The organism is Streptomyces sp. NPDC088745 (assembly GCF_044751045.1).
Lineage (GTDB): Bacteria > Actinomycetota > Actinomycetes > Streptomycetales > Streptomycetaceae > Streptomyces > Streptomyces cremeus.
The window spans coordinates 301,539-327,346 of sequence record NZ_JBIVLB010000009.1 but is presented as its reverse complement, the minus strand read 5'-3'; the positions used below and the strand labels follow the sequence as shown (position 1 = coordinate 327,346).

The following is a 25,808-nucleotide window of genomic DNA, read 5'->3' as shown; positions in this document are numbered from 1 at the left end:
GGGAAACCGGGCCGCTCCGCGCCCCGGCGGCCGCCCTCCGGCCGACCCGTGGCCTCCGCGTCGCTCCAGCCACCCGCTGGTAGCCCACCAACTGCCCCGCGGGGCAGGCGTGCCACGCTCCGCGCGGCCCACCCATGGATCTGCGGCTCGGGCAGCGGTGAGAGGGGCGGGCGTGTTGCACAGCTCCCTTCGAGTTCTGCTCGGAGGGAGCTGTGCAGGGTCCGCTGCGCTCCCTCCCGGCACATCCTCTCCTCGGACTGGGCCCGGTGTGCTCACGCAGGCCGGGAAGCGGAGTTCAAGCGTGTACGTGGTCGGGGGTGGCGGCCCGCCGGGGTGCGGCGTGGTGTGCCGGGGTGCGTGGCAAGGCTTTTTGGACGCGATGCAGCCACCAGGAGACGGTGGTGAGCAGGCCGGTGAAGACCACCATGAGGAGCAGGGAGACCCACATCTGTCGGCTCCCGGGATGAGTCGACCCCGTCCAGAGCGCGATGGCCGCCCACAGCAGGGCTCCTGCTTGGTAGAAACCGCGGGTCCGGCGCAGTTGTCGTGCGGCCCGCAGGGACAAAGAGTGTTCGGTCTTCGGTGGCATGTTCATCCGTGTGCCCTTGATGTGTTGCGTCTACCGGGCGCGTAGGGGTGCTTCTGCCGGTCCCAGCTGCTGGGGCCGGCAGAAGCACCTCGCGGCCCGGACTCTTTTCGTTCTGGTCAGGGTCGCTGCCTGCCGTCTCCCTCAAAGACCCTTCGTGCAGCTACACCCTGGTCTCCAACCAGCCCTGCGTTGTCCGGCAGGCCCAGGACGCTGCCGCAGTGCTCGCATAGCTTCCCGTCCTCTGCAGGTGTGCCGCATGCCTTGCAGAACCGGTTTCCCTGCTGGTCTTCAGTCCTCTGGTTCATGGCGTCTCCGATACGGTGGTGGACAGTATTCGTATCCGCGTACCCATGGCGTGCGTGTTGAGTCGTCTCTGATCTGATTCATTTTTTTCTTCAGATAGGCTCTGCAATGAGATGCCTATCAGGCTTGAGCGGCAGGCATCTCGGGCCGGTGCGGGGTCCCATGTCCGGGCGGCTTCGCTGTAGTCCTGCTGGGCGGTGTCCATGGGCCTGTATGTGAGCCCCGGGCCGGATGCAGGGACTCCTGCGGCCGAAAGAGAAGGGGGACATCGCAATGGCAGTCAGGGAACTACGTGCCCACCAGCGGGAAGCCGTAAATGCCGTATTGCGTGCTCTCGAATCTCCTACAGGCTCACTTGTACCCGAGCAAGAACTCCGGACCCAGGCCCAGGTCATCATGGCGACCGGATCTGGAAAAGCGCCGAAGAGCTCCACACCCGACCGGGTACTGGCGCTCGTGCCCTCGCTGGACCTGCTCACCCAGACCGAGGCCACATGGCGCGAAGGAGGCCGCAGGAAACCGATAATCGGAGTGTCCTCCCTGCGGGGTGAGGAAGTGTCCCTCCCCAACACCACGGACGTGGACGAGCTGGTGGAGTGGACGCGAAGCATGGACAAGGTAACCGTCTACGCCACGTACGCCAGCCTCGGACTCGGCACACTGGAGCGGGCACACGCCGGGGGCCTCGCAGCCTGGGACCTGATCGTCGTGGACGAAGCCCACCGCGTCTCGGGCCGGATCGGAAAGCCCTGGGCCGTCGTCCACGACAACCAGAAGATCCCCTCCCTGCGCCGCCTCTACATGACAACCACCCCCCGGCTCTGGCAGCTCGGAGACAATGACGAGGTCGGTGCACCGGGTGAGCTGGCCGCGAGCATGGACAACAACCCCAAGGGCCCCTTCGGCCGCCGGGCGTTCACTTTGACGCTCTCAGAAGCGATCGACCGGGGAATCTGCGCCCCCTACCAGGTCGTGTGTGGACATCACCAACACCCAGCTCAAAGTCGCCCAGCTCCGGGGTACTGAGGGCCGTTCGGCAGAAGTCCGCAGGGCCCGACTCGCCGCCCGGCAAACCACCCTGGTGAAGGCATCGGCCGAAGAGGGCTTCCGCAGGACGCTAGTCTTCAGGGGAGACGCAGCAGGTCAGCGACCCGCTGATAGAGGGCCTGGTGTCCGGCGTCGTTGGGGTGGAAGCCATCGGTGGTGTAGCCGCCGAAGGCCGGTCGCCCTGCCGGAAGTCGATGGGCGGGGACGTCATAGAGATCGGCGCACGGGACGAAGATCCCACCGTTCTCGGCCCAGCACTCCGCGAGGAGCTCGTCCCAGTACGCGACCCTGGAGACCGGGCGGGGACAGTCCTCCGGGCTCCAGAGGAGCGTGCGGTCGCCCCAGACGCCGAGACCGACGACGACCGCGCCGGGGCTGGCGGCCGCGACTGCAGTGAAAAGTGCCCGGGCGGCGCTACGGGTGTCTTTGGGTGTGTAGACGTATCTGTTGTCCCGTCGCTCGCGGCAGTCGTTGGTGCCGAGGCCCACGACGACCAGATCGCATCCGAAAGGCACGGTGTCCACGGTCGCCAGGCAGGTCAGGCCCTGGCCGTCCCGTGAGGTGACGCCGTTGACGCGGGTGACCTGCCAGGTCTTCGACAGGCGGGCCTGCAACAGAGAAGTCCATGCCAGGTCGGCGCTGGAGGCGAAGCTGCCACGGCCGGTGATGCTGTCACCGATGACTCCGTAGACGAGTGGTTCCCCAGGGCCGACCAGAGCACGCGGACGCTGCGCCACGGCGGCCCCGGCAGCCGTGCCGATGGTAAGGAGCGTAGCGGGGGTGGTGAGGGCGGCGGTGGTGAGCAGGGCGCGACGGCTGGGGTGCATGGGCATTCCTGACGTTCAGTAGGTGTCGGGCGGGTCAGCGGGCCCGAACCGGGCCACCGTGCGTGCCTTACGGACCTCGGTGTCGAGGCCTTCCAGCGTTGACCGGCGGATGCTCTCCCGCTCGGTCTCCGCCATCGCCGCGAAGAACGCGAACAGCAGCTTCCCCGGCCCGATGGGGTCGTAGATGCCGGACAGGAGCCCGGCGGGCATCTCCAGGACGGGTATGAAGCAGTCGGCACCAACCCGGAGGAAAAATTCTGGTGCTGGTGCGGGTATGCGGCTAAAGGAAAAGTGCTCTGCGTAGAACAGGACATACTGAGACGCACCTTTTCCTTGGCCTTGCGTCCCGGTGTCGGCGCTTTTCCCACCTGGTCGGCGGCACGTCGATGGTCTGCGGCCATCGTGCAGGCCTATGAATGCGAGGAGCAGGGGCGGGCCGATCAAGTCGACGATCAGCTACCTGGCGGAGCATCGTCCGAAGCTGCCCGGTCGGAACCACGCGGCCCCACTGTCTGACCGCGACAGTTCACGGGGACCTGCACTTCGCGAACCTCACCATGGACGGGCCTGTTCTTCTCGACCTGGGGGGACACGGCCTCGGGCCGGTTGGGTATGACGCGGCAACGCTGTACCTGTACGGGCTCCTCGCGCCGCACACCGCGGTACGGAGAACCGAGGACCACCGTTTCGCCAGCGTCCTCATCGTCGAGACAGCACCCGACGGACGGCTCGACACGGTCGACTGCGGCCGTGTACGCCCTCGTTCCTGTCCGCCGAGGGGATACGCGAGGTCGTCCTGCCACCGGGAGCACTGCCAGGCGTGTTCGCCCACATACCTGGCAGGGCACCTCAGGCGGTTTCCTGCACGATCCCGCCCGGGGCGTGCCTACTGGTGGTCGCGGACGGGGTCACCGAGGCCCGAGAATCCCGGCCGAATTCTTCGACCTGAAGGAATTCTTCCGTCGGCAAGCTCCTGGCTCCTGCCCGTGCGATAGTGCGACCGCTCTGCTTGCAGCCCTGGCCGCCCATAACGGGGGCGTTCTTTTCGACGACGCCGTCCGCGGTCTGCGACACCGCCCGCCGCAGCCTGAAAGCGGTGTCGGCACCGGCGCGTCCAATCGCGGTGTGCACGCCGTCGCAGGCCCGGCCTACGGCCACGAGGCCGCTCCAGGCCGGCCGACAGCTGTGGCCTACAGCTTCGAACGGGTTCGCGCGGCGGGCAGCCGCCCGGTATGGGAGGCAGCTCGAAAAGGTCCCCAGTAATTGTGGCCGAGTCCCTGATGATCTCGGGCCTCGGCGGGGTGGCGGGCGCGACCCTGGGCGCGGCGGCGACGGGCGGGTACGCGTACGTCGCCGGGCTGCCCTGGGTGGTGGGCGGTAGTTTCGGCGCGACGCTGGTGATCGGGACGGTGGCTGGGCTCCATCCGGCGGTCCGGGCCTCCCGGCTGTCCCCGACGCTGGCGCTCCAGGCGTAGGAGAGGGGACGCCCGGGGGCCGGGGCGGCTTCGCCCCTCGGCCCCCGGGCTTTCCGGGGATGTTGCTCGCGGGCCGGTCTGGTCAGATGCGGGAGTTGCGTACCGACTGCCAGACCGCGCCGGCCAGGGCCCGCGTCGCCCGCGGGACGGACAGGTGCTCGTGCTCCCGGTAGAGGGCCCAGTTGTACTGCACGAGGGAGAGCTTGTTGGAGGACAGCGAGCCCGCCTGCTGGGCCCGGTAGACGGCCAGGGGCTCGGCGAGGCCCCGGGCGTCGGCGCCGTCGCGCATGATGCTCAGCCACAGCGCGTAGTCCTGGCGCTTGCGCATCTGCGGCATCAGCCTCGTGCCGAGGGCGTTGCGGTCGTACATGGCGGTGAGGGCGCCGATGTGGTCCTGGACCAGCATGTCGCGGTAGGTGACGTGGGCCCGCGCCTGGATCACCCGTCCGTTCGGAATCCAGTCGGTGCTCTCGCCGGGGTAGGAGGCGTCCATCTTGAAGTAGGAGGTGAACGTCAGCGGGGCGGTGCCCTCCTGGGCGAAGGCAAGCTGCTTCTCGGTCTTCTCCGGGAGCCACATGTCGTCACTGTCGAGGAAGGCGATGTAGTCCCCGCGGGCCCGCTCCATCGCGAGGTTGCGGGCCCGGCCGGCGCCGCCCTGTTCGGGTGCGGTCCGCGGCAGGACGCGTTCATCCTGCGCGGCGAACTCGCGCAGCAGTTCCATGGAGGCGTCGGTGGACCGGTCGTCGGTGACCAGCAGCTCCAGGTCGGTGTGGGTCTGGGTGAGCACCGACCGGACGGCCGCGCCGAGAGTGGCTGCCGAGTTGTAGACGGGCATGACGACAGACACCAGGGGCACAGCACTTCTCCTCGCAGACCAGGAACGACTGGTCTATTCAAGCACTGCGGCCGGGCGGGAGCCGCCACGCCCGTGGTCGTCGCTGATCATGGACTGCGGATGCCCTTCCCGGTCGCGGGTGCGCACGCTTCCCCTTACTGGACGTGCGGCTTCAGCCGTTCCGCCAGGTGGGCCAGGATCTCGTCCCGGGCGCGGACGGTGGGGTGGCCCTCCTCGTCGACGAAGTGGGCCGTGACGACGCTGTGGGCGCAGCCGACGACGTCGCGGAAGAAGGGCGGGGGGTCGGGGTTCGCCGTCTCGGCCGCAAGCACGCGGCCGTCGAAGGCGTCGCCCAGCAGCTTCTGGTAGGCGGCGAAGCGTCGGCCCGTGCACCAGGCGTCGTTCTCGAAGCGGTAGGCGAGGACGGTGAGGCCGTCCCGTTCGACGCGGGCGGCGACGGCTGCGGCGTCCTCGTCGCTGAGTTCGAGGGCGCCGGGGTCGTCGAGCGGGAGGGAGGGGTGGTTGACGACGGGGGCGATGACGGCGGGTTCGAGGGCCATGGTCAGGGCAAAGTTGCCGGTGAAGCACAGGCCGACGGCGCCGACTCCCGGACCGCCGCACTCGGCGTGTGCCAGGCGGGCGAGGCCCCGCAGCCAGGCGGTGACGGGGCTGGTACCGCCGCCGGCGAAGGCGCGGAACTCAGCGCTGACGCAGGCGCGGGCGACCACGGTGCGGCGGGCCTCGGCCAGGGGGTAGGCGCCGTCGACGCCGAAGAGGGAGGGCAGGTGGACGGTGAAGCCCGCGTCCCGGATCCAGCGGGCGAAGCGGGCGACGTCGGGGCTGATGCCGGGCATCTCGGGCATGAGGACGACCGCCGGTCCGGAACCGGCGACGTACACGGTCTTCTCCGTCCCGTCGACGGAAACGGTTCTCCGTGTGAAGTCGTCCAGGGGGTCGCGCTGTCCGCGTGTCAGGGGCATGGGAGTGATGGTGCGTGCCGGTGACCGGTGCGCGGAAGCGGCGGCATCGCCAGGCTTCCCGGTAATCTCGCCACACCGGTGGCGGGAGGGGGAGCATGGGTGCGTTGCGGATCGGTGTGCTGGCCCATCCGGGTTGTTTCGCGTCCGAGGTGTACGGGGTGCCGGATGTGCTGACGATGGCCGGGCACGTCAGTGCCGTCGGGGAGGCGGCGTTCGACGTAACGGTCCTCTCGCCGCGGCGACGGGTGACCGCGTCCGGTGGCACGAGGCTCGACGTGGCGGCGGTGCGGCCGGTGGACGTACTGGTCGTGCCGGGTTTCGAGCTGTCGCCGGCGCTCGATCTCGACGCGGCGCTGGGGCGGCTCGGGCCGGAGACGGCGGTCATCCGGGAGCGGGCGGCGGCCGGTACGGCGGTCGTGTCGATCTGCGTGGGGGCTTTCCTGCTGGCCGAGGCCGGGTTGCTGGACGGGCGGGAGGCGACGACGTCGTGGCTGTTCGCGGATCGGCTCGCCCGTCGGTATCCCGAGGTGCGGATGTGTCCGGAGAGGCTGGTGGTGACCGACCGGGGGGTGACGACGACCGCGGGTTTCAGCACGATGTACGACTTCGCGCTCCAGCTCGTGCGCACGCATCTCGGCCCCGGCGTCGCCCGGAGTACCGCGCGCGTCGCACTGGTGGACGACGCACGGTCCACGCAGGCCCCGTACGTCGACGCGGCGCTGCTGCCGACGCCCGGCCTGGAGTTCTCGCTCGGCGTCAAGCGGTGGCTGGATCAGCATCTCGACGTCCGGTACGACCTGCCCGCGCTGGCCCGGGAGTTCCACGTCAGTACGCGCACTCTGCTGCGGCGCTTCGGTGACGAGGCCGGTGAGTCGCCGCTGGCGTACTTGCAGGCGGCCCGGGTGCAGCGGGCGCGGCGGTTGCTGGAGAGCACCGACCGGAGCGTCGCGCGCGTCGCCGCCGATGTCGGCTACCGCGACGCCGGCACGTTCAGTTCCGTCTTCGCCCGGCACACGGGGCGGCGGCCGCGGGAGTACCGGGCGGCGTTCCAACGCCGGTGATCCCCGGGGCCGCCTGGAGCGGGCCCCGGGGACGGGGCGGGGTCAGACGCGGTCGGCGGCGATCAGGACGTACTGGAAGGAGCCGTCCTCGTACGCGTTGACGAACGCGTCCTCGATGCCCGTGACCAGGGACGACGTGGCCCGGAGCTTCCAGTAGGGCAGCGTGTCGGGGGTGAGGTCGATGACGGCCTGCGGGACGAGACGGTTGTCGGCCATGGCGCGCAGGTATTCGCGGCGGGAGTGGATGTTGCACTCGAAGTGGGCGTTGATCTGCGAGACCCACTTGGAGGGCTGGCCGTAGCGGGGGTTCCAGCAGCCGGTGATGGTGACGTAGCGGCCGCCGACCGCGAGGACGCGGGAGTGCTCGGCGAAGAGGTCGTGCAGGTCGACGTACATGCTGGACTCGTTGTTCCAGGAGCCCTGGGCCTGCCCGGTTTCGAAGGGCATGGTGAGCATGTTGCAGACCTGGGCGCGGACGTGGTCGTCGATGCCGAGTTCCTGGGCGCGCCGGTTGCCGAATTCGGCCTGCTTGGCGGAGAGGGTGACGCCCTCGACCGTGCAGCCGAAGCGCTGGTGGGCCATGACGCTGGTGCCGCCGCGGCCGCAGCCGGCGTCGATGAGGGTGTCGTCGCGGCCGATGTCGCCGAGGTGGTCCAGGAGGAGTTCGGCCTGGGCGGATTCGAGGCGGTGCAGCTCGGCGACGAGCTTCTTCTCGGCCTCGCTGTCCTGGGGGTCGCCCAGCGCCGTGTGGTCGACCTCGCCGATGCCGTAGTGGTGGTGGTACAGGCCGTCGACGTCGCCGAGGCGCAGGTTGACGGGCCGGGCCTCGCCGTCCCAGTAGCGGGCGATGTCGCCCTGGTAGGGGGTGGCGGGGGCGGGGACGAAGGCGGAGGTCGTGCTGGTCACAGATGATTCCGTTTCTGTTCGGTGAGTGGTGCGGCTCGATGTGCTGTGCGGTGCCGCTCGCTGCGCGGTGGCGGGTGCGGGCCCGTCACCAGAAGTCGGGCAGGGTGTAGCGGTAGGTGTTGGTGCAGTGCCAGCGGTGGTTGCCGTCGACCCAGGCGGCGACGCCGCGCAGGAAGCGCTGCACGCTCGGTACGGGGCAGGCGGCGGCCAGGGCGGCGGCCTCGGACTCGAAGGTGTGCATGAGGTCGTTGTGGACCTCGACGGCCTTGAGGTAGGCGTCGCGTTCGGAGAGGTCCTCCCGTTCGGCGAGGACCACCGGCAGGTTCAGGTGGATGCCGGGGGCGTCGAGTTCCTTCGTGTACGAGTAGAGGTCGTTGACGATCGTGGTGGCGTTGCCCGCGAGCGCGATGACGCGCTGCATGGCGGGCTGGGCGTGCAGGTCGGCGGGGAGTTCGTAGCCGCCGACGGTGTCGGTGATGGTGGGGCAGGGGCGGAAGTTGTTGAACTGGCGCATCGCCAGGTACTCCCACACCTCCGGTACGCGTTCCTCCAGGGCCCAGGCGGCTTCGGCGAGGTAGCCCAGGTGGAGGCGGGCCATGTCGTGGCGGAGCCGGTCGGCCTGGGAGGCGGTGGCCGCCTTCATGAAGTGCTCCATGGCGGAGCGGTAGGCGCGGCGGGGGGCGTCCGCGTGCAGGGACCGGGCCCAGCCGCCCGCGTACTCCGTGGTCGTGTGCAGGGGGTCGAGGGCGGTGTGCGCCAGGAGCAGGCGTTCGCCGAGGCCCACGGGCGAGCCGCCGTGGTCCTCGCAGTAGCAGTCGTCGACGGCGTTCTCGGCGACCATCAGGCGGGTGGCGAGCATCAGGTGGTCGACGGTGGGGGCGTCCGGGTGGCAGCCGACCATGTAACCGGCGACGGAGAAGCCGTCGAACTCCTCCTCCCAGTCGTCGGGGTAGAGGTCGACCTCGTCCATCGCCCAGTCCTTGATTCGGCGGCTGACCTCGGCCACGCGTACGGGATCGGGTTCGGGCACCGGATGGAAGTAGAGGCCGGGAATGGGGCGGCCGGCGGGCTGTGCCGGGGGTGGTTCGGGCGGTGGGGCCGGGGCGGTCGCGGTGGTCAGGCGCAGGCCGGAGGTGCCGAGGCCGCTGGGGCCGTGCGGGAGGTGCGGGGTGGGCGGCGGAGGTGTGGCGGCGTCGGGGGCCGCGGGGGTCGCGGGTGGCCGCGGCGGGGAGGGTACGAGCGCGGGGCCCCCGGTGGCCGCGGTCGCCAGGCCGAGGGCGCGGGCCGCCGCTTCGGCGAGGACGTGCACCCCGGGGTGCGAGGCGGCCTCGAGCATGTTCGGCTGCGCGGGGGTCGGGTCGGGCACGGGCATGGGGCTCCTTGTCCGAGGGGGCGGAAGGGCGGGGCGGGGAGCCGGTCAGGTGCGCCAGTGGCCGATCTGGACGTTCTCCAGCACGCCGAGGGCGTCCGGGACGAGGACGGCGGCCGAGTAGTAGGTGGTGACCAGGTAGGAGAGCAGGGCCTGTTCATTGATGCCCATGAAGCGGACGGAGAGGCCCGGTTCGTACTCGTCGGGCAGGCCGGTCTGGTGGAGGCCGATGACGCCCTGGTCGTCCTCGCCGGTGCGCATGATGAGGATGGAGCTGGTGTTGTCGTCGGCGATCGGGATCTTGTCGCAGGGCAGGATCGGCACGCCGCGCCAGGCCCGCACCGGCTCTCCGCCGAGGTCGACCTGGTCCGGGCAGAGGCCGTGGGCGTTCCACTCGCGGCCGATCGCCGCGATCGTCCTGGGGTGGGCGAGGTAGAACTTGGACCCCCGTCGGCGGCACAGGAGTTCGTCCAGGTCGTCGGGGGTGGGCGGGCCGGTGCGGGGCTGGATGCGCTGCTTGAAGTCGGCGTTGTGCAGGAGTCCGAACTCCCGGTTGTTGATCAGCTCGTACTCCTGGCGCTCCCGCAGCGCGTGCACGGTGAGCCGCAGTTGCTCGGAGGTCTGGTGGAAGGGGCCGTTGTAGAGGTCGGCGACGCGGGAGTGGACGCGCAGGACGGTCTGCGCGACGGAGAGTTCGTACTCGCGGGGCCGGGCCTCGTAGTCGGCGAACGCGCCGGGCAGTGCGTGTTCGCCGGTGTGGCCGGCGGACAGGGCGATCTCGGCCTCGCCCTTGTGGTTCTGGCGCTGGCGCGGCAGCGACCGGATCCGTTCGATGTGCGTGTGCAGGGCGGGAGCGGAGGCACGCACGGACTCGAAGGCGTCGCGGGTCAGGGTGAGCAGGGTGCCGGCGGTCTCGGCGGTGGCGGTGTACTCCCACCGGGCGTCGGAGTCCAGGAGGGCCTGGTCGCCGAAGCGTTCGCCGTCGGCGAGTACGGCCAGTTCCTGCTCGTCGCCGTACTTGCCGGCGGCCTTCTTGCTGATGCGGCCGTGGGCGATGAGGTGGAGCCGGTCGGCGGGGGCGCCCCGTTCGACGAGCGTCTCGCCCGCGCGGAAGTCGCGCTGCTCGCAGCGGTCGGCGAGCGCGGTCAGGACGTCCTCGTCGTCGAAGCCGCGCAGCAGGGCGAGTTCGCCGAGTTCGCGGGGGATGACGCGCACGTGGGCGCCGTCCTGGACGAATTCGACGCGCCCGTCGCCGACGGTGTACGTCAGGCGGCGGTTCACCCGGTACGCGCCGCCCTTGGTCTCCACCCAGGGGAGCATCCGCAGCAGCCAGCGGGAGGTGATCTCCTGCATCTGCGGGGCGGACTTGGTGGTGGTGGCGAGATTGCGGGCGGCACCGGTGCTCAGGGCCTGCTGGGGTGTCTCCACGTGCCGTTCGGGGCTCGTTTCCAGGCTCATCGGGCGGCTTCTCCTTGGGCAGGTCGACTCGGTGGGATGCCGGTGGGGTACGCCCGCCCGGCGGGCAAAGGGGCAGAAGGGGGGTCAAAGGCCGGGGAATCGGCCCGGACACCGTGGAACAGTAGCCACGGGTACGGCCCTTCGGCCCGCGAAATCCGGTGACATTAACTCGATACGATGATCGCGCCCGCAGAATGTTTGCCCTGGGGACGACGTGATCCGGCCACGCCGAAGCGGACTTCCCCCTCGGCTCCGGGTCGCTTCGGCGGAGTCCGGCGGGGTGCCCCCGGGACGGCGGTCAGTCCGCCCAGGACCGGGTCAGGCAGCGTCGGCGCGACGGGTCGGGGTGGTCGGTGAAAGCGGTACGGCCGTGCAGTACGGCGGTGTTGTCGAGCAGGAGGAGGTCACCGCGGCGAAGGGGCACCCGGAGGGCGAGGTCCTGGTCGGCGAGCACGCCGTCGAAGGCGTCGAGGGCGCGGGTCCGGGCCTCGCCGAGCGGGACGCCCGCCGCGTGGTGGCCGCGTTCGATCTGGTGCCTGTTGTAGTGGACGGCGAGCCGGCTGTCGTGGCGGGCGAAGACGGGGCCGGTGCGTGCGAGGCCGGGTTCCGCGCCGAAGTGGAAGTCCGCGTACAGCGCGGCCAGTTGGCCGGGGTGACGGGCCGCGAGCCTGTCGTGCACGGTGGTGGCGCTGATCAGCAGTGAGGCGCCGCCGGTCGGCGCGGGCCGCACGCACAGCAGGGCGAGGAAGTGCGGGGGGCCGGGCGGACCGGCACGGTCGGTGTGGGGGGCGAGTGCCGGGACTTCGGGCATGGGGTCCTGGGTGTCCGCGGGGCCCGTGGGGGCGGCCGGCGGCGGGGCCGTGGCGAGGGGGGCGGTGCTGAGCAGGTGGTCCCCGGGTGCGGCGGATTCGTGGGGGCGCGGAGTGCCCGCCAGCGCGGCGATCCGTCGGCCGAGTTCCGCGCAGGCCTGGTCGTCGAGCCCGTCCAGCCGCAGGCCGCGCAGCACGGCGAATCCCGGCCCCTCGCGCAGGGCGGCGAGCAGGCGGGCGGCCGGGCCGGGCGGCAGGCACGTGGGGGCCGATCGGGCGGTGGGGGCCGTCGCGGGGCGGGCGTCGGGCAGATGGATCAGCCAGTCCCGCTCGCTCAGGGCTGCCGGTTCCCACGCGTGCGGTCCTGAGGCGGCGACGAACTTCCCCATGAGCACCCCTGGCGTCGTGCGGTCAGGAACCACGAGGGCATCCCTTCCCCGCCCGGCAGCGGCGAAGCGCCACCGGGCCGGGGAGCGGACGCACCGGTGGGTCGGCGTGCGCGGCGGCACGTGCGCGGGCGCCCTCCCCGACGGCATGCCGCGGGAGGGACGCAGCGGGCTCACCGGTCGCTCGTCCCTCCCCGCCGTCCGGGAACACCGCCGCGGGACAAGGACGTTGTACCGGCGCAGCACTGTGACGTACCGGAAGACGCCCCTCATCGAGCTCCCGAGCGAAGGACACAGATGACCCTCCCCATCACTCTGGACGACGTACGCGACGCCGCCGCCCGGCTGAAGGGTGCCGTGCACCGCACCCCCGTGCTGCGTTCGCGCACGCTGGACGAGCTGGTCGGCACCCAGGTGCACCTGAAGTGCGAGAACTTCCAGCGGATCGGCGCCTTCAAGATCCGTGGTGCGTACAACGCGATCTCCCGGCTCTCTCCAGGACAGCTCGCCAAGGGGGTGGCGGCCTTCTCGTCCGGCAACCACGCGCAGGCCGTCGCGCTGGCGGCCCGGGAGCTCGGGACGAGCGCGGTGATCCTCATGCCCGAGGACGCCCCGAGGTCGAAGGTGGAGGCGACTCTCGGGTACGGGGCGGAGGTCGTCACGTACGACAGATACGCGGGTGACCGGATCGCGCTCGGCAGCACCCTGGCGGCGGAACGCGGGCTGGCGCTCGTCCCGCCGTACGACCATCCGCACGTCATGGCCGGGCAGGGCACGGTCGCGCTGGAGCTGGTCGAGGAGAGCGGCGAGCTCGGGGCGCTGGTGTCCCCGGTGGGCGGCGGCGGCCTCATCGCAGGGAGTTCCACGGTGGTCAAGGGGCTGTACCGGAACACCCGGGTGGTCGGGGTCGAGCCGGAGGCGGGGGACGACACCAAGCGGTCGCTGGAGGCGGGACGGCGGGTCACGGTGCCGGTGCCGCGCACCATCGCCGACGGGCAGGCGATCCAGAGTCCGGGCGAGCTGACCTTCGCGGTCAACCGGCAGTTGGTGGACGAGGTGGTGCTGGTGACGGACGACGAGATCCGGGAGGCGATGCGGTTCGCCTTCGAGCGGCTGAAGATCGTCGTGGAGCCGAGCGGGGCGACCGGGCTTGCCGCGCTGCTGGCGGGGCGGATCGGGGACCTGCCGGACCGGGTGGGCGTGATCGTGTCCGGTGGGAACATCGACGCCCGGCGCTTCGCGGAGCTGTGCGCGCGTTGAACAGGCCGGCCGGGAGGGTCCGGGCGTCGGCGGGAGCGCCGGGGGCCGTCCGGGCGGCGGCCCGCGCCCCCGGCGCCACTCCCCCGACGGCCGGGGTCGTGGCCGAGCCGGGGGCGGGGGCCCGGGCCGGCCGCGCGGGTTTCAGACGAACGCGCCGAGGCCGGTCACCGCACGCCCCGTGATCAGGGTGTTGATCTCCCGGGTGCCTTCGTACGAGTAGAGGGCCTCGGCGTCGGCGACGAAGCGGCCGATGCCGTAGTCGAGGACGATGCCGTTGCCCGCGAGGAGTTCGCGGCCCCAGCCGACGACTTCGCGCATCCGGGTCGTGCAGTGCGCCTTCGCCATGGCGGAGTGTTCGTCGCGGAAGGTGCCCGCGTCCTCCAGCTGGGCGAGCCGTACCACCATGCCGAGGCAGGAGGTGGCGTCGCTGAGCATGCGCACCAGGAGGTCCTGCACGAGCTGGAAGCGGGCGACGGGGCCGCCGAACTGCTCGCGTTCGCGGGTGTAGTCGAGGGCGATGCGGTAGGCGGCGAGCATCACCCCGACGGCTTCCCAGGCGACGCCGCTGCGGGTGTGGCGCAGGACGTCGGCGGTGTCGCGGAAGCCGTTCGCCTCCTGGAGGCGGTTCTCCTCGGGAACGCGGCAGTCGGTGAGGACGATGTCGGCGTTCTCGACGGTGCGCAGGGCGATCTTATTCTCGATGAGGGTGGCGCGGAAGCCGGGGGTGGCGGTGTCGACGACGAAGCCCCGGACGCCGCCGTCCTCGCCCTCCTCACGGGCCCAGACGACCACGAGGTCGGCGAAGGTGGCGTTGCCGATCCACCGCTTCTGGCCGTTGAGGACCCAGGTGTCGCCCTCGCGGCGGGCGGTGGTGCGCAGGCCCAACGCAACGTCGGAGCCGCCCTGCGGTTCGGTGAGGGCGAACGCGCCGACCTTCTCCATGCGGCCCATCGCGGGGAGCCAGCGCTCGCGCTGCTCCGGGGAGCCGCAGCGGGCGATGCTGCCCATGGCGAGGCCGGAGTGCACTCCGTAGAAGGTGGCCAGGGAGGCGTCGACGCGGGCCATCTCCAGCGCGACGAAGCCGTTGAGGAGGCTGCTGGCGGGGGTGTCCGTGCATTCCTCGTAGGCCATGCCCGCGATGCCCAGCTCGCCGTAGCGCGGGATCAGGTGGTGGGGGAAGGACGCCTTGCCCCACCAGGTGTCGGCGTGCGGGGCGACCTCGTCGCGCAGGAACTCGCGGACCCGGTGGAGGGTCTCGCGCTCCGTGTCGTCGAGGAGTTCCTCGAATCGGTACAGGTCCTCTTCCAGCAGGTTGTCCGCCATGCGTCCGCCTCCACGACCGTTCGGTGAGCCAAGGTGCCCGACCTCGTACCCGGTGATCCATTGGGGATGCGCGCGCCGCCCTCAGAGGGGTCGCGCGTACGTCACGGACTCGCGGTCGGCCACGAATCCGGTCTGTTCGTAGAAGCCGAGCGCGCCGCTGGGGTTCGCGGTGTCGACCGTGAGCGAGGCCGTGTCGTACCCGGCGTCGGCGGCCGCGCGCAGCAGGTCGGCGAGCAGGGCGGGGGCCGCGCCCCGGCCGCGCCAGGCCCTGCGCGTACCGAGGTAGCCGACGTGGCAGTCGCGGCTGCCGGTCGCCCTGGTGTCCGCCTCGTTCTCCTCCGCCAGGAGGTAGGCCACGACCTCGTCGCCCGCGACCAGCAGCCGGGACAGGGCGGGCCGGAAGGCGCTGACGCCGGTCACCCAGGTCTTCCAGTCGGCGGCGTCGAGGCGGGCGAAGTCCCAGTGGTCGCGGAAGGCGTCGTTGTGCGCGAGCCGGGTGCCTTCGTCGTACGCGGTGTCGTACGGGACGATGCGGGTGCCCTCGGGGGCGGGGCGCGGCTCCTGGAGGTCCTGGAGCGGGTGCTTCATGAAGAACCACCAGCGGACGGGTGTGAAGCCGCACGCGGCGGCCAGCTTGCGCAGTCCCTCGTCCCCCGCTGTGCCGCCGAGGAGGAGTTCGCCGTTCAGGGCGGAGAGTTCCGCGTCGGCCGCGTACCGTTCCCGCGCGCGGTCGTGGAGCCAGGTGACGAGCCGGGTGCCGATGGAGCGCCTGCGCCAGTCGGGGTGCACCGCGGCGTCCGCGCCGAAGCGTGCCGCGTCGACCGCGCCGTGCGGGGTGTGCAGGAGGGCGTACGCGACCATGCGCGGCCCCTCCCAGAGGGCGAGGCTGTCCTGCCGGAGGTCGAGTTTGGGGTCGTCGAGGGCTTCGGCGAGTTCGGCGGCGCCGACGTGTTCGCCGGTGCGGTCGGTGCGTTCGACGGCTTCGTGGAGTTCCAGCCAGGCGGGGACCGCGTCCTCGGTGAGGGGGCGGGTTTCCAGGCCCTCCACGGTGATGGCGTGCTGTCCCTGCATGGTCTGCCGTCCTTTCGGGTGCGAGCGCCCCGGTGGGGTGCCCCGGGGCCTGGAACGATCAAATCATCATCAGGACAAGGACGGCATTTCGGGGCAGCGCCGCAGGCTCCCGGGGCGGCCGGCCACGGTGCGCGGTCAACGGACGGTCAAGGACGCGGTCGCGGGGGAATCCTCGGAATAGTCGCCCCAGGAAACAGGTTCGAGTGGCACGTACCCTGCCGGCGACTCCTGGCCGGCCCCCGGCCTGTTGCCCGTTCCCGCCCGAGACCGCTCCCCGGAGGCCCCTTCCCATGCCACAGCCGACGACTTCCACGCGCCGGACGGGCGGCGTCGTCCCTGTCCTCGCCTTCGCCGGAATCGTCGTCGCGGTCATGCAGACCCTGCTCGTACCGGTGATCAAGGACCTGCCCGCGCTCCTCGACACCTCCCCCTCGAACGCCACCTGGGTCATGACGGCGACCCTGCTGGCCGGCGCCGTGGCCACGCCGGTCATGGGCCGGCTCGGCGATCTCGCGGGCAAGCGCAGGATGCTGGTCACCAGCCTGGCGGTCATGGTGGTGGGGTCGCTGATCTGCGGTCTCACCGATCAGTTGCTGGTGATGATCGCGGGCCGGGTGCTCCAGGGCTTCGCCATGGGCGCCATTCCGCTCGGCATCGGACTGATGCGCGACATGCTGCCCCCGGAGAAGCTGGGCTCGGCCATGGCGCTGATGTCCTCCTCCATCGGCGTGGGCGGCGGGCTCGCGCTGCCGGTCGCCGCCCTCGTCGCCCAGCACGCGAACTGGCACGCGCTGTTCTTCGGCGCGGCCGGGCTCGGCGTCCTGTCGATCCTGCTGACGCTCCTCGTCGTCCCGGAGAGTCCGCTGCGCGCCCGGGGCAGCTTCGACGTGCCCGGGGCCCTCGGCCTCACGCTGGGCCTGGTCCTGCTCCTGCTGCCCCTCACCAAGGGCAGCGACTGGGGCTGGGGCAGCGGCACCACGCTGGGCCTGTTCGGCGCGGCCCTCCTGGTGCTCCTCGGGTGGGGCGTGCTGGAGCTGCGGCTGAAGGCCCCGCTGGTCGACCTGCGCACCTCCGCCCGGCGCGAGGTGCTGCTCACCAACCTCGCCTCGGTCATGGTCGGTGTCGCCTTCTACGCGATCTCGCTGGTGCTGCCCCAGCTCCTCCAGCTTCCGTCCGCGACCGGGCACGGGCTCGGCCAGTCGATGGTCGTGGCGGGGCTGTGCGTGGCCCCGCTCGGCCTGACGATGATGTTCACCGCACCCGTGTACGCCCGTCTCTCGGCGCGGTTCGGGCCGAAGGTCACGCTGATCCTCGGGCTGCTGGTCATCGCGATCGGGTACGGGGCCGGGCTCGGCCTGATGAGCGCCGCCTGGCAGACCGTCGTCGTCTCGGTGGTCGTCGGCGCGGGCATCGGGCTCGCCTACTCCTCGCTGCCCGCGCTCATCATCGGGGCGGTCGACCCGTCCGAGACGGGCGCGGCCAACGGGCTCAACACCCTGATGCGGTCGATCGGCACCTCGGTGTCGTCGGCGGTCATCGGCATGGTGCTGGCCGACACGGCCGACCACGTGGGCGGGGTGGCGGTGCCCACCCTGCACGGCTTCCGCCTCTCGTTCCTGATCGCGACCGGTGCGGTCGTCGCCGGTGTGCTGCTCGCGCTGTTCCTGCCCGGCCGTCGCGGGCCGGCCGGGCAGTTGCGGGCCGGCAGCGAGCAGGACGCGGTCCTCGCGCGGGCCGAGGAGGCCCTCGCGGCCTTCCGGGGCAGGGTCGTGGGCGCGCAGGGCGCGCCCGTCGCCCGCGCCCGGGTGACCCTGCTCGACCGGGGCGGACGCCGGGCCGGGACCGCCGTGACCGACGCGGCGGGCCGGTACGTGCTCGCGGTCCCGGCGCGGGGCCCGTACATCCTCGCGGCGAGGGCCCCCGGTCACGCTCCGCGTGCGGCGGCGGCCACCCACTCCGGGGAGGACCGGGCCGTACACCTGGACCTGGCGCTGGAGGCCGCCGAGGAGGTCGCCCCGGGGTAGGGACGCGGGCCCGGGTACCGCGTACGGCCCACTCCCCCGCGACCGCGGGCCCCGCGGCTCCTTCACTGGAGGGATGGACCATGCACCCGAGCCCGCGGCCGTCCGGCCCCCGGCCGCCGCGTACCGGAATCTGCTCGTGGCCACGCTGGGGTTCACGCTCACCTTCTGGGCGTGGGACCTGATCGCTCCGCTGGCGGCCGACTACCGGGACCGGCTGGGGCTCAGTTCGTTCCAGCAGTCGCTGCTGGTGGCGGTGCCGGTGCTGGTGGGGTCGGTGGGGCGCATCCCGGCGGGCGCGCTGACCGACAGGTTCGGCGCGAAGCTGATGTTCCCGCTGGTGTCCGCGCTGACGATCGTGCCGGTGCTGCTGCTGATTCCGGCGCGGGACAGCTATCTCGTGCTGCTGCTGGTCGGGTTCCTGCTGGGGCTGGGCGGAACGACGTTCGCGATCGGGGTTCCGCTGGTCAACTCGTGGTTCCCGCCCTCCCGCAGGGGGTTCGCGCTGGGCGTGTTCGGCATGGGCACGGGCGGGGTGGCGCTGTCCGGGTACTTCACGCCGCGGATCGCGGCACACGGGGAGAATCTGCCCTTCGTGGTGGTGGCCGTGGCGCTCGCCGTCTTCGCCGTGCTGGCGGCCGTGCTGCTCACGGACCCGCCGGACCGCACGGTGCCGACGGCCTCGCTCGCCTCCCGGCTGGGGCGGGCGGGCAGACTGCGGGTGACGTGGGAGCTGTCGGCGCTGTACGCGATCGGGTTCGGCGGTGTGGTCGCGTTCGGCGTGTACCTGCCGACGTATCTGAAGACCTGGTACGAGCTGTCGCCGACCGACGCGGGCACCAAGGCCGCCGGGTTCGCCCTGGTCACGGTGGTCTTCCGGCCGATCGGCGGGCGGTTGTCGGACCGCTTCCACCCGGCCGCGGTGACGGCGGGCGCGCTGGCGGCAGTGGCGGTGTTCGCCGTCGTGCAGGCCTTCGACCCGGCCCTTGGGCCGCTGGGGACGATCGCGCTGCTGTCGATGGCGGCGGGGCTCGGGGCGGCGGGCGGCAGCGTCTTCGCGCTGGTGGCGCAGGTGACTCCGCAGGCCCAGGTGGGCAGTGTCACGGGCATCGTCGGGGCGATGGGCGGGCTCGGCGGGTTCCTGCCGCCGTTGCTGATGGGCGCAATCTACAGCGCCAAGGACTCGTACTCGATCGGTTTCATGCTGCTGTCGGACCTGGCGCTGGCCGGGTGCGTGTACGCGTACGAGCGGATGCGCGTCCGGCCTCCCTCGCCATAGCCCCGTAGCCACCCGTAGTCCCGCGCGGCCGTGGCACGGTCCGGGGGCCCGTACGGAGGCGCTTGCCGCACCGCGTCACGCCGTGAGGCCCCGTCGGACGGCGTGCGCGTCCGACGGGGCCTCACGGCCGGGGCGGGCAGGATCAGTCCGTGCCGAACTCCATGGCGGCGCGGTCCAGCGCCTCGTCCTCGGCGGAGACCTCGCCGCGCGAGGCGATGGCCTGCGCCCCGCCCTCCGGCATGTCCGGCATCGACGAGCCGATCAGACCGGTCGAGGCGGCCTGGGCCGCGCCGATCGCCGGATCGGAGGAGCCGATCAGGCCGAGGCCCGCGTACTGCTCCAGCTTGGCGCGCGAGTCGGCGATGTCGAGGTTGCGCATGGTGAGCTGGCCGATCCGGTCGACCGGTCCGAAGGCCGAGTCCTCGGTGCGCTCCATGGACAGCTTGTCCGGGTGGTACGAGAAGGCCGGGCCGGTGGTGTCGAGGATCGAGTAGTCCTCGCCGCGCCGCAGCCGCAGCGTCACCTCGCCGGTGACGGCCGCGCCGACCCAGCGCTGGAGGGACTCGCGGACCATCAGCGCCTGCGGGTCCAGCCAACGGCCCTCGTACATGAGGCGGCCGAGCCGCCGGCCCTCGTTGTGGTACTGGGCGAGGGTGTCCTCGTTGTGGATGGCGTTGACGAGGCGTTCGTAGGCCGCGTGCAGCAGGGCCATGCCGGGGGCCTCGTAGATGCCGCGGCTCTTGGCCTCGATGATCCGGTTCTCGATCTGGTCGGACATGCCCATGCCGTGGCGGCCGCCGATGGCGTTGGCCTCCATGACGAGGTCGACGGCGGAGGCGAACTCCTTGCCGTTGATCGTGACCGGGCGGCCCTGCCGGAAGCCGATCGTCACGTCCTCGGCGGCGATCTCGACGGAGGGGTCCCAGAACCGGACGCCCATGATGGGGTCGACGGTCTCGACGCCCGTGTCGAGGTGCTCCAGGATCTTGGCCTCGTGGGTGGCGCCCCAGATGTTGGCGTCCGTGGAGTACGCCTTCTCGGTGGAGTCCCGGTAGGGCAGGTCGTGGGCGAGGAGCCACTCCGACATCTCCTTGCGGCCGCCGAGCTCGGTGACGAAGTCCGCGTCGAGCCAGGGCTTGTAGATCCGCAGGTGGGGGTTGGCGAGCAGGCCGTAGCGGTAGAACCGCTCGATGTCGTTGCCCTTGTAGGTGGAGCCGTCGCCCCAGATCTGGACGTCGTCCTCCAGCATCGCCCGCACCAGCAGGGTGCCGGTCACGGCGCGGCCCAGCGGGGTGGTGTTGAAGTAGGCGCGGCCGCCGGAGCGGATGTGGAACGCGCCGCAGGCGAGTGCGGCCAGGCCCTCCTCGACCAGTGCGGCGCGGCAGTCGACCAGGCGGGCCAGCTCGGCGCCGTAGGCCTGGGCGCGGCCGGGCACCGAGGCGATGTCGGGCTCGTCGTACTGGCCGATGTCGGCGGTGTAGGTGCACGGGACGGCACCCTTGTCGCGCATCCAGGCGACCGCGACGGAGGTGTCGAGACCACCGGAGAAGGCGATGCCGACGCGCTCGCCGGCGGGGAGGGAGGTGAGGACCTTAGACATAGGAAGAGTATGCATAAAGATGCATGCCCATGCAAAGTCGTTCGGTGTGACACGGCCGACTTCGGACGGGTGTACGAGTTTCTGCGCAAAACGGCTCGCCGGGGCGGGCCGCGTGCCTACGGTTTCGGGCATGACACGTTTCGGCGGACACGGCGTACTCATCACCGGCGCGGGCCAGGGCATCGGGGAGGCGACCGCGCGGCGGTTCGCGAGGGAAGGGGCCGGGGTGCTCGTCACCGACCGGGACGAGGCGCGCGCCGGGCGGGTGGCCGCGGCGATCCGCGCGGAGGGCGGGTCGGCACTGGCACGGGCGTGCGACGTCGTCGACCGGACGGCGGTGGAGGCGGCGGTCGGGGCGGCCGTCGAGGCCTTCGGGCGGCTGGACGTGCTGGTCAACAACGCGTACGCCTGTCATGCGGAACCCGCGCTCTTCGAGGAGACGCCGGACGGCCCCTGGTACGAGGACTTCGAGGTGAGCCTGCACGGCGCGTTCCGCTGCGTGCGCGCCGCCCTGCCGCACCTGGCGGCGGCCGGAGGGCGCGGCGCGGTCGTCAACATCGGCTCGGTCAACGCCGAGCGGCACTTCGGCAACCACGCCTACAGCGCGGCCAAGGCGGGCCTGGCCTCCCTCACGCGCACGCTGGCCGTGCAGTGCGCGCCGCGCGGGGTGCGCGTCAACGTCGTGGAGCCCGGAACCGTCCGCACGAGGGCCTGGGAGGGGCGGGAGACGCCGCTGGACGCACTGCCCGCGCACTATCCGCTGGGGCGGCTCGGGGAGCCGGAGGACGTCGCGGCGGCGGTCGCTTTCCTGGCCTCGGCGGACGCGTCGTGGATCACCGGGGTGACGCTGCCGGTGGACGGCGGGCTGCTGGTGAGCAACATGGCGATGCGGCGGACGATGGACGGGCTGCCCGCCGAGTAGCGGCGGGAAGGGGGTCCGGCGCCGGGGCGGGCGCCGCCGGGCGGGAATGCGGTGATCGCCTAGACTCGGCAGATGGCCAAGTACTTCGACGTGCACCCCGAGAACCCCCAGCCGCGCACCATCGCGAGCGTGGCCGACAGCATCCGGGCGGGCGCGCTGGTCGCGTATCCGACGGACTCCTGTTACGCGCTGGGCTGTCAGCTCGGCAGCAAGGACGGCATCAACCGGATCAGGACCATCCGGAACCTGGACGACCGGCACCACTTCACCCTGGTCTGCCACGACTTCGCGCAGCTCGGGCAGTTCGTGCAGCTCGACAACCGGGTGTTCCGCACCATCAAGGCGGCGACGCCGGGCAGTTACACCTTCATCCTGCCCGCGACGAAGGAGGTGCCGCGCCAGTTGCTGCACCCGAAGAAGAAGACGGTGGGGGTGCGCATCCCCGACCACGTCGTCGCACAGGCGCTCCTGGCGCAGCTCGGCGAGCCGCTGGTGTCGAGCACGCTGCTGCTGCCCGACCAGGAGGAGCCGATGACGCAGGGGTGGGAGATCAAGGAGCGGCTCGACCACGTCGTGGACGCGGTGATCGACTCCGGCGACTGCGGAACGGTGCCGACGACGGTCGTCGACTTCTCGGGCGGCGAGGCGGAGATCGTCCGGCGCGGCGCCGGGGACACCGAGCGTTTCGAGTAGGCCGCGGGAGCGGAACGCGGTCGGTCCGCGTCGTGACGCAGCCACCGGAAGAGCATTAGGTTAGGCTTACCTAAGTTGCTCGATCCGGCGTCCTGCCGTTGCCTCTTGGAGATCCCGCATGCGCCTGCCCCGCCCCTCCCGCGCCCAGCAGCCGACCAACGCCGAGCGGGCCAGGTCCGTCCTGGCCGCCGCCCACTCGATGACCGTCGTCAGCGACGGTGTGCACACGGAGGTCCGCAGGCTCGACGGGGAGGGCGTGATGAGCCGCGTCCACGTCCACGAGCCCACCGACGAGGCGTCCCCCTCCCCCGGGCACCGGCGCATCCCCGTACGGCTGGAGTTCACCGATGTCGCGCCCACTCCGGTACGGGACCGGGTGCGCTGCCGGGTGACGGTCACCGGACTGCTCGCCGCGCCCTTCGACGCCACGGAGGCGCACCAGGGCAGTACGTGCATGGAGTTCGGGCAGGCGGTGATCGAGGACGCGGACGGGCGGGCGTTCGTCGCCCTCGAAGAGCTGGAGCAGGCGGTCGTGGATCCGCTGGCCACCTGCGAGGCGGGCATGCTGACCCATCTGCTCGACGCGCACGCCGAGTTGGTGCCGCTGCTGCTGCGTCTGGTGCGTGCGCCCCGGACCGCCGATCTGACGCGGGCGATGCCGGTGGCGATGGACCGGTACGGGCTGACGCTGCGTCTGGAGTACCCGCGTGCGCACGCCGACGTACGGCTGGCCTTCCCCACGCCGGTGACCGGGGTGGAGCAGGCGGGCCCGCAGATCCAGGGGCTGCTGCGGGCGGCGCGCCGGATGTCGCACCCCAACCGGCTGCCGGCCTGAACCGGGGGCGCGGTCCGGGCGCCCGGCTGCTCTTGCGGTCTGCGGCTCCCGAGGTGAGGCCTGCGGGCTCTGACGCTGCCTCCCCGCGTCGTCAGAGCCCGCAGATCTCGCAGCCGAGCCGGGCGGCCTCCGCCCGCCAGGCCGGCTCGGGATCGGCGTAGTACTGGACCTCGCCGCGCCGGTAGGCGTCGAGGTCGTGCTGGATGACGGCGCAGCGGTCCTCACCGGGGCCGGGGCGGTCGGCCGCCGCGGCGCCGGACAGGAGGCCGGTGGCGAGCAGGGCGGTGGCGACGGCCGCGGAGGCGGGGCGGGGGCGGAACATGGCGGGACCTCCCGGCGGGTGGAAGGCTGACCGGGGGCGGCCAGTCCTGCTCCCAGTAGGCAGCGCGGGCGCCGCTTTCGCACGCGGGGCCGGGGGCGCTCCCCCGGCCCCGGGCGGGCCGCGGCGCACCGGCTTCCGGGAAGCAGTCCGGCCGTCGCTGACCGGCCTGCGCGACGCCCTGCGGTATTAGGGTGGCCGCATGGCTTCGGAGACGGGAACGGTACGGATCGACAGCTGGGTGTGGTCGGTGCGGCTGGCCAAGACCCGGTCGGCTGCCGCCGCGGCCTGCCGGGCCGGGCACGTGCGCCTCAACGGCGAGCGGGTCAAGCCCGCCCAGTCGGTGCGGATCGGCGACGAGGTGCGGGTGCGGCAGGAGGGCTGGGAGCGCGTCGTGATCGTGTCCCAGCTCATCCGCAAGCGTGTGGGCGCCGCACCGGCCGCCGAGGCCTATGTCGACAAGAGCGCGCCGCGTCCGCCGCGCGAGGCGATGGGCGCGGGTGTGCGCGACCGTGGTGCGGGCCGTCCGACCAAGCGCGATCGCCGGGAGTGGGAGCAACTGCGCGGGGGTCTCTGAGCCCACGGGCCGGATGCGGTGCGGCCCCCTGCCGGGCGGGCGCGCCGGGGTGCGGGACCGGGCCCCGGCCGGGTCGGAGAAGATGGGCACATGTCCAAGGCCTCACGCTCCCGTCCTTCCCGTACGTCCTCCGCGGCTGCCGGACCGGCCCGCTCCCCCCGGTCCGCGCCCGTTCCGGCCGGCCCCGGCGGCAGCCCCTGCCCGTGCGGGCGCGCGGAGCCGTACCGGGACTGCTGCGGCCGCTTCCACCGCGGTGACGCCGTCGCCCCCACCGCCGAGCGGCTGATGCGCTCGCGCTACAGCGCCTTCGTGGTCCTCGACGTGCCCTATCTCCTGCGGACCTGGCATCCGACGACCCGGCCGGCCGGCCTGGACCTGGAACCCGCGATGCGGTGGGCGGGGCTGGAGATCCTGCGCACCGAGGGCGGCAGCGCCTTCCACCAGGAAGGGGTCGTGGAGTTCCGGGCGCACTACGTCCATGAGGGCGAGGCCGGCAGCCAGCACGAGGTGAGCCGGTTCGTACGCGTCGACGGGCTCTGGACGTACCTGGACGGTCAGAACAGCGGGAGCTGACCGGGGAACTCCGGTACCGCGTAGCCGTCGAGGGACGGCTGCACGGCCGAGCCGAGCGGTGCGGTGGTCCGGGAACCGGGGCAGGAGATCAGCTCCGTCGTACCGCGCGCGCCCGGCGGGTCGTGACGGGCGAAGCGCGCGGCGACGACGGCGATCTCACGACGGCACACGGGACAGACACGGCGAGGAGAAGACACGTCGCTCAGTGTGCCTCATGTGCCCGCGGCTCCCGGCTGCCCCCGGCCCACCTCCTCGCCGACGCCTTCCACGACCGCCACGGCACGCGGTCCAGACCGCGCAGCAGCCGGACCCGGTGTGCCGGGAGACTTTCACCGGGTCCGCCGCCGCCCGTGCCTGCTTGACCGGCGTCTCCGCCTTGACCCGTGCTCCCTCCTTCGGCCGTGTCGCGTCACAGGCCCGGGTCATGTCGCACGCCCGTGCCTCGTCGCGCGCCCGTGCCTCGTCGAGTGACATCGCCAGGTTCAGCACGATCCAGTCGGCCTCGTCGGGATCGTCGGCCACCAGCAGCTTGTGCACCGCTTCGCGGGCGGCGGGGCCGCGGGGCTCCGCCGCGACGAGCCCGGCGCGCAGCCCGGCGAGACGGTCCGCCTCCCGCGGAGTGTCCACCACCCGGGCGACCCGGTCGGGCTCCAGCAGTGAGCTGAAGAGGGCGGCCTGCTCCCAGGGGTCCTCGGTGCGGGACAGGAACTCACCGAGCCGTCGGCTGCGCCAGTTCCGCGGCCGGCGGTCCTCCCCCGCGGCGAGGACGGCGCGCATGGCCGGCGGGTAGCCGCCCCGGAGCAGCTCCGGGTGCCGGGCCGCGAAGTCGGTCAGTTCCTCCACCAGGTAGAGCCAGACGACCGCCCGGTAGCGGTTGAGGTAGAAGCGCACGGGCCGCAGGTACCCGGCGCGGGCGAGCCCGGTGAAGCGCGCGCTCCCGATGCCCAGCAGCGCCGCCCCCTCGCTGGTCCCCGCGGTGCGCAGGCGTTCCCCGAGCGGGGTGGCCGTCCGCTCCGACTCCAGCAGCCGGTCCAGCTCTTCGCGGGCCACCCGTCGCCGTCCGCCGCCGCAGTCGGCGACGGTGCGGATGCGTCCGAGCTGCACCGCGAGATCGAACTCGCGTTTCTTCAGGCCCAGTTCCCGGGCCGCCCGCACGGCGGTGACACTTCCGTGCCCCAGCCGGCCCGAATTCCGGTCGGCGTGCTCCTCGGCGCGGGCTTTCCGCATTTCCTGTACGGCCACGACGGTCCTCCCCAGTACGGTTGGCATCACTCTCAGTGACGACCGTAG

The 25,808-nt window shown here is 72.1% G+C and carries 26 protein-coding genes and 1 pseudogene; 12 read left to right on the top strand and 15 right to left on the bottom strand.

The features are described 5' to 3' along the window. Nucleotides 1-295 precede the first annotated feature (295 nt). Entirely contained in the window at nucleotides 296-595 is a 300-nt protein-coding gene (locus tag ACIP93_RS24655; RefSeq protein WP_401761727.1) for a hypothetical protein, read from the bottom strand. A 528-nt stretch (nucleotides 596-1,123) separates the two neighbouring features. Here ACIP93_RS24655 and ACIP93_RS24650 point away from each other — a divergent pair. Further along, nucleotides 1,124-1,918: a DEAD/DEAH box helicase family protein gene (locus ACIP93_RS24650; protein ID WP_401761726.1), complete on the top strand. Its 795-nt coding sequence runs from the start codon at nucleotides 1,124-1,126 to the stop codon at nucleotides 1,916-1,918. A gap of 98 nt (nucleotides 1,919-2,016) precedes the next feature. On the opposite strand, the gene ACIP93_RS24645 is transcribed toward ACIP93_RS24650, so the two are convergent. Next, nucleotides 2,017-2,766 carry an SGNH/GDSL hydrolase family protein gene (locus ACIP93_RS24645; RefSeq protein ID WP_401761724.1) on the bottom strand — a complete coding sequence of 250 codons (750 nt, stop codon included), beginning with the start codon at nucleotides 2,764-2,766 and terminating at the stop codon, nucleotides 2,017-2,019. Nucleotides 2,767-2,781: 15 nt separating this feature from the next. Continuing rightward, nucleotides 2,782-2,976: a hypothetical protein gene (locus tag ACIP93_RS24640; RefSeq protein WP_401761723.1), complete on the bottom strand. Its 195-nt coding sequence runs from the start codon at nucleotides 2,974-2,976 to the stop codon at nucleotides 2,782-2,784. A gap of 206 nt (nucleotides 2,977-3,182) precedes the next feature. Here ACIP93_RS24640 and ACIP93_RS24635 point away from each other — a divergent pair, with 206 nt between their 5' ends. Both ACIP93_RS24635 and ACIP93_RS24630 read left to right on the top strand, forming a co-directional pair. Then, entirely contained in the window at nucleotides 3,183-3,761 is a 579-nt protein-coding gene (locus ACIP93_RS24635; protein ID WP_401761721.1) for a phosphotransferase, read from the top strand. A 270-nt stretch (nucleotides 3,762-4,031) separates the two neighbouring features. After that, nucleotides 4,032-4,241 (top strand): annotated as a pseudogene (locus ACIP93_RS24630) (ABC transporter permease); the annotation flags it as partial. Between the two features lie 82 nt (nucleotides 4,242-4,323). Here ACIP93_RS24630 and ACIP93_RS24625 read toward each other — a convergent pair. After that, entirely contained in the window at nucleotides 4,324-5,097 is a 774-nt protein-coding gene (locus tag ACIP93_RS24625; protein WP_380837550.1) for a glycosyltransferase family 2 protein, read from the bottom strand. 134 nt (nucleotides 5,098-5,231) lie between these two features. Further along, nucleotides 5,232-6,056, bottom strand: coding sequence for a dienelactone hydrolase family protein (locus tag ACIP93_RS24620; RefSeq protein WP_401761719.1), 825 nt, complete (start codon nucleotides 6,054-6,056; stop codon nucleotides 5,232-5,234). A 95-nt stretch (nucleotides 6,057-6,151) separates the two neighbouring features. Here ACIP93_RS24620 and ACIP93_RS24615 point away from each other — a divergent pair, with 95 nt between their 5' ends. After that, entirely contained in the window at nucleotides 6,152-7,117 is a 966-nt protein-coding gene (locus ACIP93_RS24615; RefSeq protein WP_401761717.1) for a GlxA family transcriptional regulator, read from the top strand. 42 nt (nucleotides 7,118-7,159) lie between these two features. Here ACIP93_RS24615 and ACIP93_RS24610 read toward each other — a convergent pair whose 3' ends face one another. The 4 genes from ACIP93_RS24610 to ACIP93_RS24595 all read right to left on the bottom strand — a co-directional run bounded on the left by ACIP93_RS24610 (nucleotide 7,160) and on the right by ACIP93_RS24595 (nucleotide 12,048). Continuing rightward, on the bottom strand, nucleotides 7,160-8,023 hold the full coding sequence (locus ACIP93_RS24610) for a geranyl diphosphate 2-C-methyltransferase (RefSeq protein WP_380837542.1): 864 nt from the start codon (nucleotides 8,021-8,023) through the stop codon (nucleotides 7,160-7,162). An 85-nt stretch (nucleotides 8,024-8,108) separates the two neighbouring features. Continuing rightward, nucleotides 8,109-9,395: a family 2 encapsulin nanocompartment cargo protein terpene cyclase gene (locus ACIP93_RS24605; RefSeq protein WP_401761715.1), complete on the bottom strand. Its 1,287-nt coding sequence runs from the start codon at nucleotides 9,393-9,395 to the stop codon at nucleotides 8,109-8,111. Between the two features lie 45 nt (nucleotides 9,396-9,440). Beyond that, the gene (locus ACIP93_RS24600) at nucleotides 9,441-10,850 is read right to left on the bottom strand and encodes a family 2B encapsulin nanocompartment shell protein (RefSeq protein WP_401761714.1); all 1,410 of its coding nucleotides are present in this window, start codon (nucleotides 10,848-10,850) and stop codon (nucleotides 9,441-9,443) included. A gap of 298 nt (nucleotides 10,851-11,148) precedes the next feature. Next, on the bottom strand, nucleotides 11,149-12,048 hold the full coding sequence (locus ACIP93_RS24595) for a TauD/TfdA family dioxygenase (protein WP_401761712.1): 900 nt from the start codon (nucleotides 12,046-12,048) through the stop codon (nucleotides 11,149-11,151). A gap of 294 nt (nucleotides 12,049-12,342) precedes the next feature. Here ACIP93_RS24595 and ACIP93_RS24590 point away from each other — a divergent pair, with 294 nt between their 5' ends. Beyond that, nucleotides 12,343-13,305, top strand: coding sequence for a pyridoxal-phosphate dependent enzyme (locus ACIP93_RS24590; RefSeq protein ID WP_401761710.1), 963 nt, complete (start codon nucleotides 12,343-12,345; stop codon nucleotides 13,303-13,305). A gap of 141 nt (nucleotides 13,306-13,446) precedes the next feature. On the opposite strand, the gene ACIP93_RS24585 is transcribed toward ACIP93_RS24590, so the two are convergent. Further along, nucleotides 13,447-14,628, bottom strand: a complete 1,182-nt coding sequence (locus tag ACIP93_RS24585) for an acyl-CoA dehydrogenase family protein (protein WP_345226268.1) — start codon at nucleotides 14,626-14,628, stop codon at nucleotides 13,447-13,449. A gap of 81 nt (nucleotides 14,629-14,709) precedes the next feature. Further along, a complete protein-coding gene (locus tag ACIP93_RS24580; RefSeq protein WP_401761709.1) occupies nucleotides 14,710-15,699 on the bottom strand; it encodes a GNAT family N-acetyltransferase in 990 nt (329 codons plus the stop codon). 290 nt (nucleotides 15,700-15,989) lie between these two features. Between ACIP93_RS24580 and ACIP93_RS24575 the strand changes: the two genes are divergently transcribed. Both ACIP93_RS24575 and ACIP93_RS24570 read left to right on the top strand, forming a co-directional pair. Further along, nucleotides 15,990-17,723, top strand: coding sequence for an MFS transporter (locus tag ACIP93_RS24575; protein WP_401761707.1), 1,734 nt, complete (start codon nucleotides 15,990-15,992; stop codon nucleotides 17,721-17,723). A gap of 73 nt (nucleotides 17,724-17,796) precedes the next feature. Continuing rightward, complete coding sequence (locus tag ACIP93_RS24570) at nucleotides 17,797-18,999, top strand: nitrate/nitrite transporter (RefSeq protein ID WP_401761706.1); 1,203 nt, start codon at nucleotides 17,797-17,799, stop codon at nucleotides 18,997-18,999. A gap of 142 nt (nucleotides 19,000-19,141) precedes the next feature. Here the strand turns inward: ACIP93_RS24570 and argG are convergent, their stop codons facing one another. After that, entirely contained in the window at nucleotides 19,142-20,599 is a 1,458-nt protein-coding gene (gene argG / locus ACIP93_RS24565) for an argininosuccinate synthase (RefSeq protein WP_345226259.1), read from the bottom strand. A gap of 130 nt (nucleotides 20,600-20,729) precedes the next feature. Here argG and ACIP93_RS24560 point away from each other — a divergent pair, with 130 nt between their 5' ends. The 3 genes from ACIP93_RS24560 to ACIP93_RS24550 all read left to right on the top strand — a co-directional run bounded on the left by ACIP93_RS24560 (nucleotide 20,730) and on the right by ACIP93_RS24550 (nucleotide 23,049). Beyond that, nucleotides 20,730-21,521: an SDR family NAD(P)-dependent oxidoreductase gene (locus ACIP93_RS24560; protein WP_401761704.1), complete on the top strand. Its 792-nt coding sequence runs from the start codon at nucleotides 20,730-20,732 to the stop codon at nucleotides 21,519-21,521. A gap of 72 nt (nucleotides 21,522-21,593) precedes the next feature. Continuing rightward, on the top strand, nucleotides 21,594-22,214 hold the full coding sequence (locus ACIP93_RS24555) for an L-threonylcarbamoyladenylate synthase (RefSeq protein ID WP_345226254.1): 621 nt from the start codon (nucleotides 21,594-21,596) through the stop codon (nucleotides 22,212-22,214). 118 nt (nucleotides 22,215-22,332) lie between these two features. Further along, nucleotides 22,333-23,049, top strand: coding sequence for a DUF2470 domain-containing protein (locus ACIP93_RS24550; RefSeq protein ID WP_345226251.1), 717 nt, complete (start codon nucleotides 22,333-22,335; stop codon nucleotides 23,047-23,049). A gap of 91 nt (nucleotides 23,050-23,140) precedes the next feature. Here the strand turns inward: ACIP93_RS24550 and ACIP93_RS24545 are convergent, their stop codons facing one another. Then, the gene (locus ACIP93_RS24545; protein ID WP_401761701.1) at nucleotides 23,141-23,371 is read right to left on the bottom strand and encodes a hypothetical protein; all 231 of its coding nucleotides are present in this window, start codon (nucleotides 23,369-23,371) and stop codon (nucleotides 23,141-23,143) included. A gap of 199 nt (nucleotides 23,372-23,570) precedes the next feature. On the opposite strand from ACIP93_RS24545, the gene ACIP93_RS24540 reads away from it, so the two are divergent. Then, nucleotides 23,571-23,945: an RNA-binding S4 domain-containing protein gene (locus ACIP93_RS24540; protein ID WP_345226247.1), complete on the top strand. Its 375-nt coding sequence runs from the start codon at nucleotides 23,571-23,573 to the stop codon at nucleotides 23,943-23,945. Nucleotides 23,946-24,035: 90 nt separating this feature from the next. After that, a complete protein-coding gene (locus ACIP93_RS24535) occupies nucleotides 24,036-24,518 on the top strand; it encodes a YchJ family protein (protein ID WP_401761699.1) in 483 nt (160 codons plus the stop codon). Here the strand turns inward: ACIP93_RS24535 and ACIP93_RS24530 are convergent. Both ACIP93_RS24530 and ACIP93_RS24525 read right to left on the bottom strand, forming a co-directional pair. Next, entirely contained in the window at nucleotides 24,500-24,715 is a 216-nt protein-coding gene (locus ACIP93_RS24530; RefSeq protein ID WP_345226244.1) for a hypothetical protein, read from the bottom strand. The genes ACIP93_RS24535 and ACIP93_RS24530 overlap by 19 nt on opposite strands. Next, nucleotides 24,675-25,760: a DUF6397 family protein gene (locus tag ACIP93_RS24525; protein WP_401761697.1), complete on the bottom strand. Its 1,086-nt coding sequence runs from the start codon at nucleotides 25,758-25,760 to the stop codon at nucleotides 24,675-24,677. Before ACIP93_RS24525 ends, ACIP93_RS24530 begins: the two co-directional genes overlap by 41 nt. Nucleotides 25,761-25,808 lie beyond the last annotated feature (48 nt).

Bases quoted from the DNA above. Each gene is read 5' to 3' on its own strand.
- ACIP93_RS24655 (WP_401761727.1), bottom strand. From the start codon at position 595: ATGAACATGCCACCGAAGACCGAACACTCTTTGTCCCTGCGGGCCGCA.
- ACIP93_RS24650 (WP_401761726.1), top strand. From the start codon at position 1,124: ATGCAGGGACTCCTGCGGCCGAAAGAGAAGGGGGACATCGCAATGGCA.
- ACIP93_RS24645 (WP_401761724.1), bottom strand. From the start codon at position 2,766: ATGCACCCCAGCCGTCGCGCCCTGCTCACCACCGCCGCCCTCACCACC.
- ACIP93_RS24640 (WP_401761723.1), bottom strand. From the start codon at position 2,976: ATGCCCGCCGGGCTCCTGTCCGGCATCTACGACCCCATCGGGCCGGGG.
- ACIP93_RS24635 (WP_401761721.1), top strand. From the start codon at position 3,183: ATGCGAGGAGCAGGGGCGGGCCGATCAAGTCGACGATCAGCTACCTGG.
- ACIP93_RS24620 (WP_401761719.1), bottom strand. From the start codon at position 6,056: ATGCCCCTGACACGCGGACAGCGCGACCCCCTGGACGACTTCACACGG.
- ACIP93_RS24615 (WP_401761717.1), top strand. From the start codon at position 6,152: ATGGGTGCGTTGCGGATCGGTGTGCTGGCCCATCCGGGTTGTTTCGCG.
- ACIP93_RS24605 (WP_401761715.1), bottom strand. From the start codon at position 9,395: ATGCCCGTGCCCGACCCGACCCCCGCGCAGCCGAACATGCTCGAGGCC.
- ACIP93_RS24600 (WP_401761714.1), bottom strand. From the start codon at position 10,850: ATGAGCCTGGAAACGAGCCCCGAACGGCACGTGGAGACACCCCAGCAG.
- ACIP93_RS24595 (WP_401761712.1), bottom strand. From the start codon at position 12,048: ATGGGGAAGTTCGTCGCCGCCTCAGGACCGCACGCGTGGGAACCGGCA.
- ACIP93_RS24590 (WP_401761710.1), top strand. From the start codon at position 12,343: ATGACCCTCCCCATCACTCTGGACGACGTACGCGACGCCGCCGCCCGG.
- ACIP93_RS24585 (WP_345226268.1), bottom strand. From the start codon at position 14,628: ATGGCGGACAACCTGCTGGAAGAGGACCTGTACCGATTCGAGGAACTC.
- ACIP93_RS24580 (WP_401761709.1), bottom strand. From the start codon at position 15,699: ATGCAGGGACAGCACGCCATCACCGTGGAGGGCCTGGAAACCCGCCCC.
- ACIP93_RS24575 (WP_401761707.1), top strand. From the start codon at position 15,990: ATGCCACAGCCGACGACTTCCACGCGCCGGACGGGCGGCGTCGTCCCT.
- ACIP93_RS24570 (WP_401761706.1), top strand. From the start codon at position 17,797: ATGGACCATGCACCCGAGCCCGCGGCCGTCCGGCCCCCGGCCGCCGCG.
- argG (WP_345226259.1), bottom strand. From the start codon at position 20,599: ATGTCTAAGGTCCTCACCTCCCTCCCCGCCGGCGAGCGCGTCGGCATC.
- ACIP93_RS24560 (WP_401761704.1), top strand. From the start codon at position 20,730: ATGACACGTTTCGGCGGACACGGCGTACTCATCACCGGCGCGGGCCAG.
- ACIP93_RS24555 (WP_345226254.1), top strand. From the start codon at position 21,594: ATGGCCAAGTACTTCGACGTGCACCCCGAGAACCCCCAGCCGCGCACC.
- ACIP93_RS24550 (WP_345226251.1), top strand. From the start codon at position 22,333: ATGCGCCTGCCCCGCCCCTCCCGCGCCCAGCAGCCGACCAACGCCGAG.
- ACIP93_RS24545 (WP_401761701.1), bottom strand. From the start codon at position 23,371: ATGTTCCGCCCCCGCCCCGCCTCCGCGGCCGTCGCCACCGCCCTGCTC.
- ACIP93_RS24540 (WP_345226247.1), top strand. From the start codon at position 23,571: ATGGCTTCGGAGACGGGAACGGTACGGATCGACAGCTGGGTGTGGTCG.
- ACIP93_RS24535 (WP_401761699.1), top strand. From the start codon at position 24,036: ATGTCCAAGGCCTCACGCTCCCGTCCTTCCCGTACGTCCTCCGCGGCT.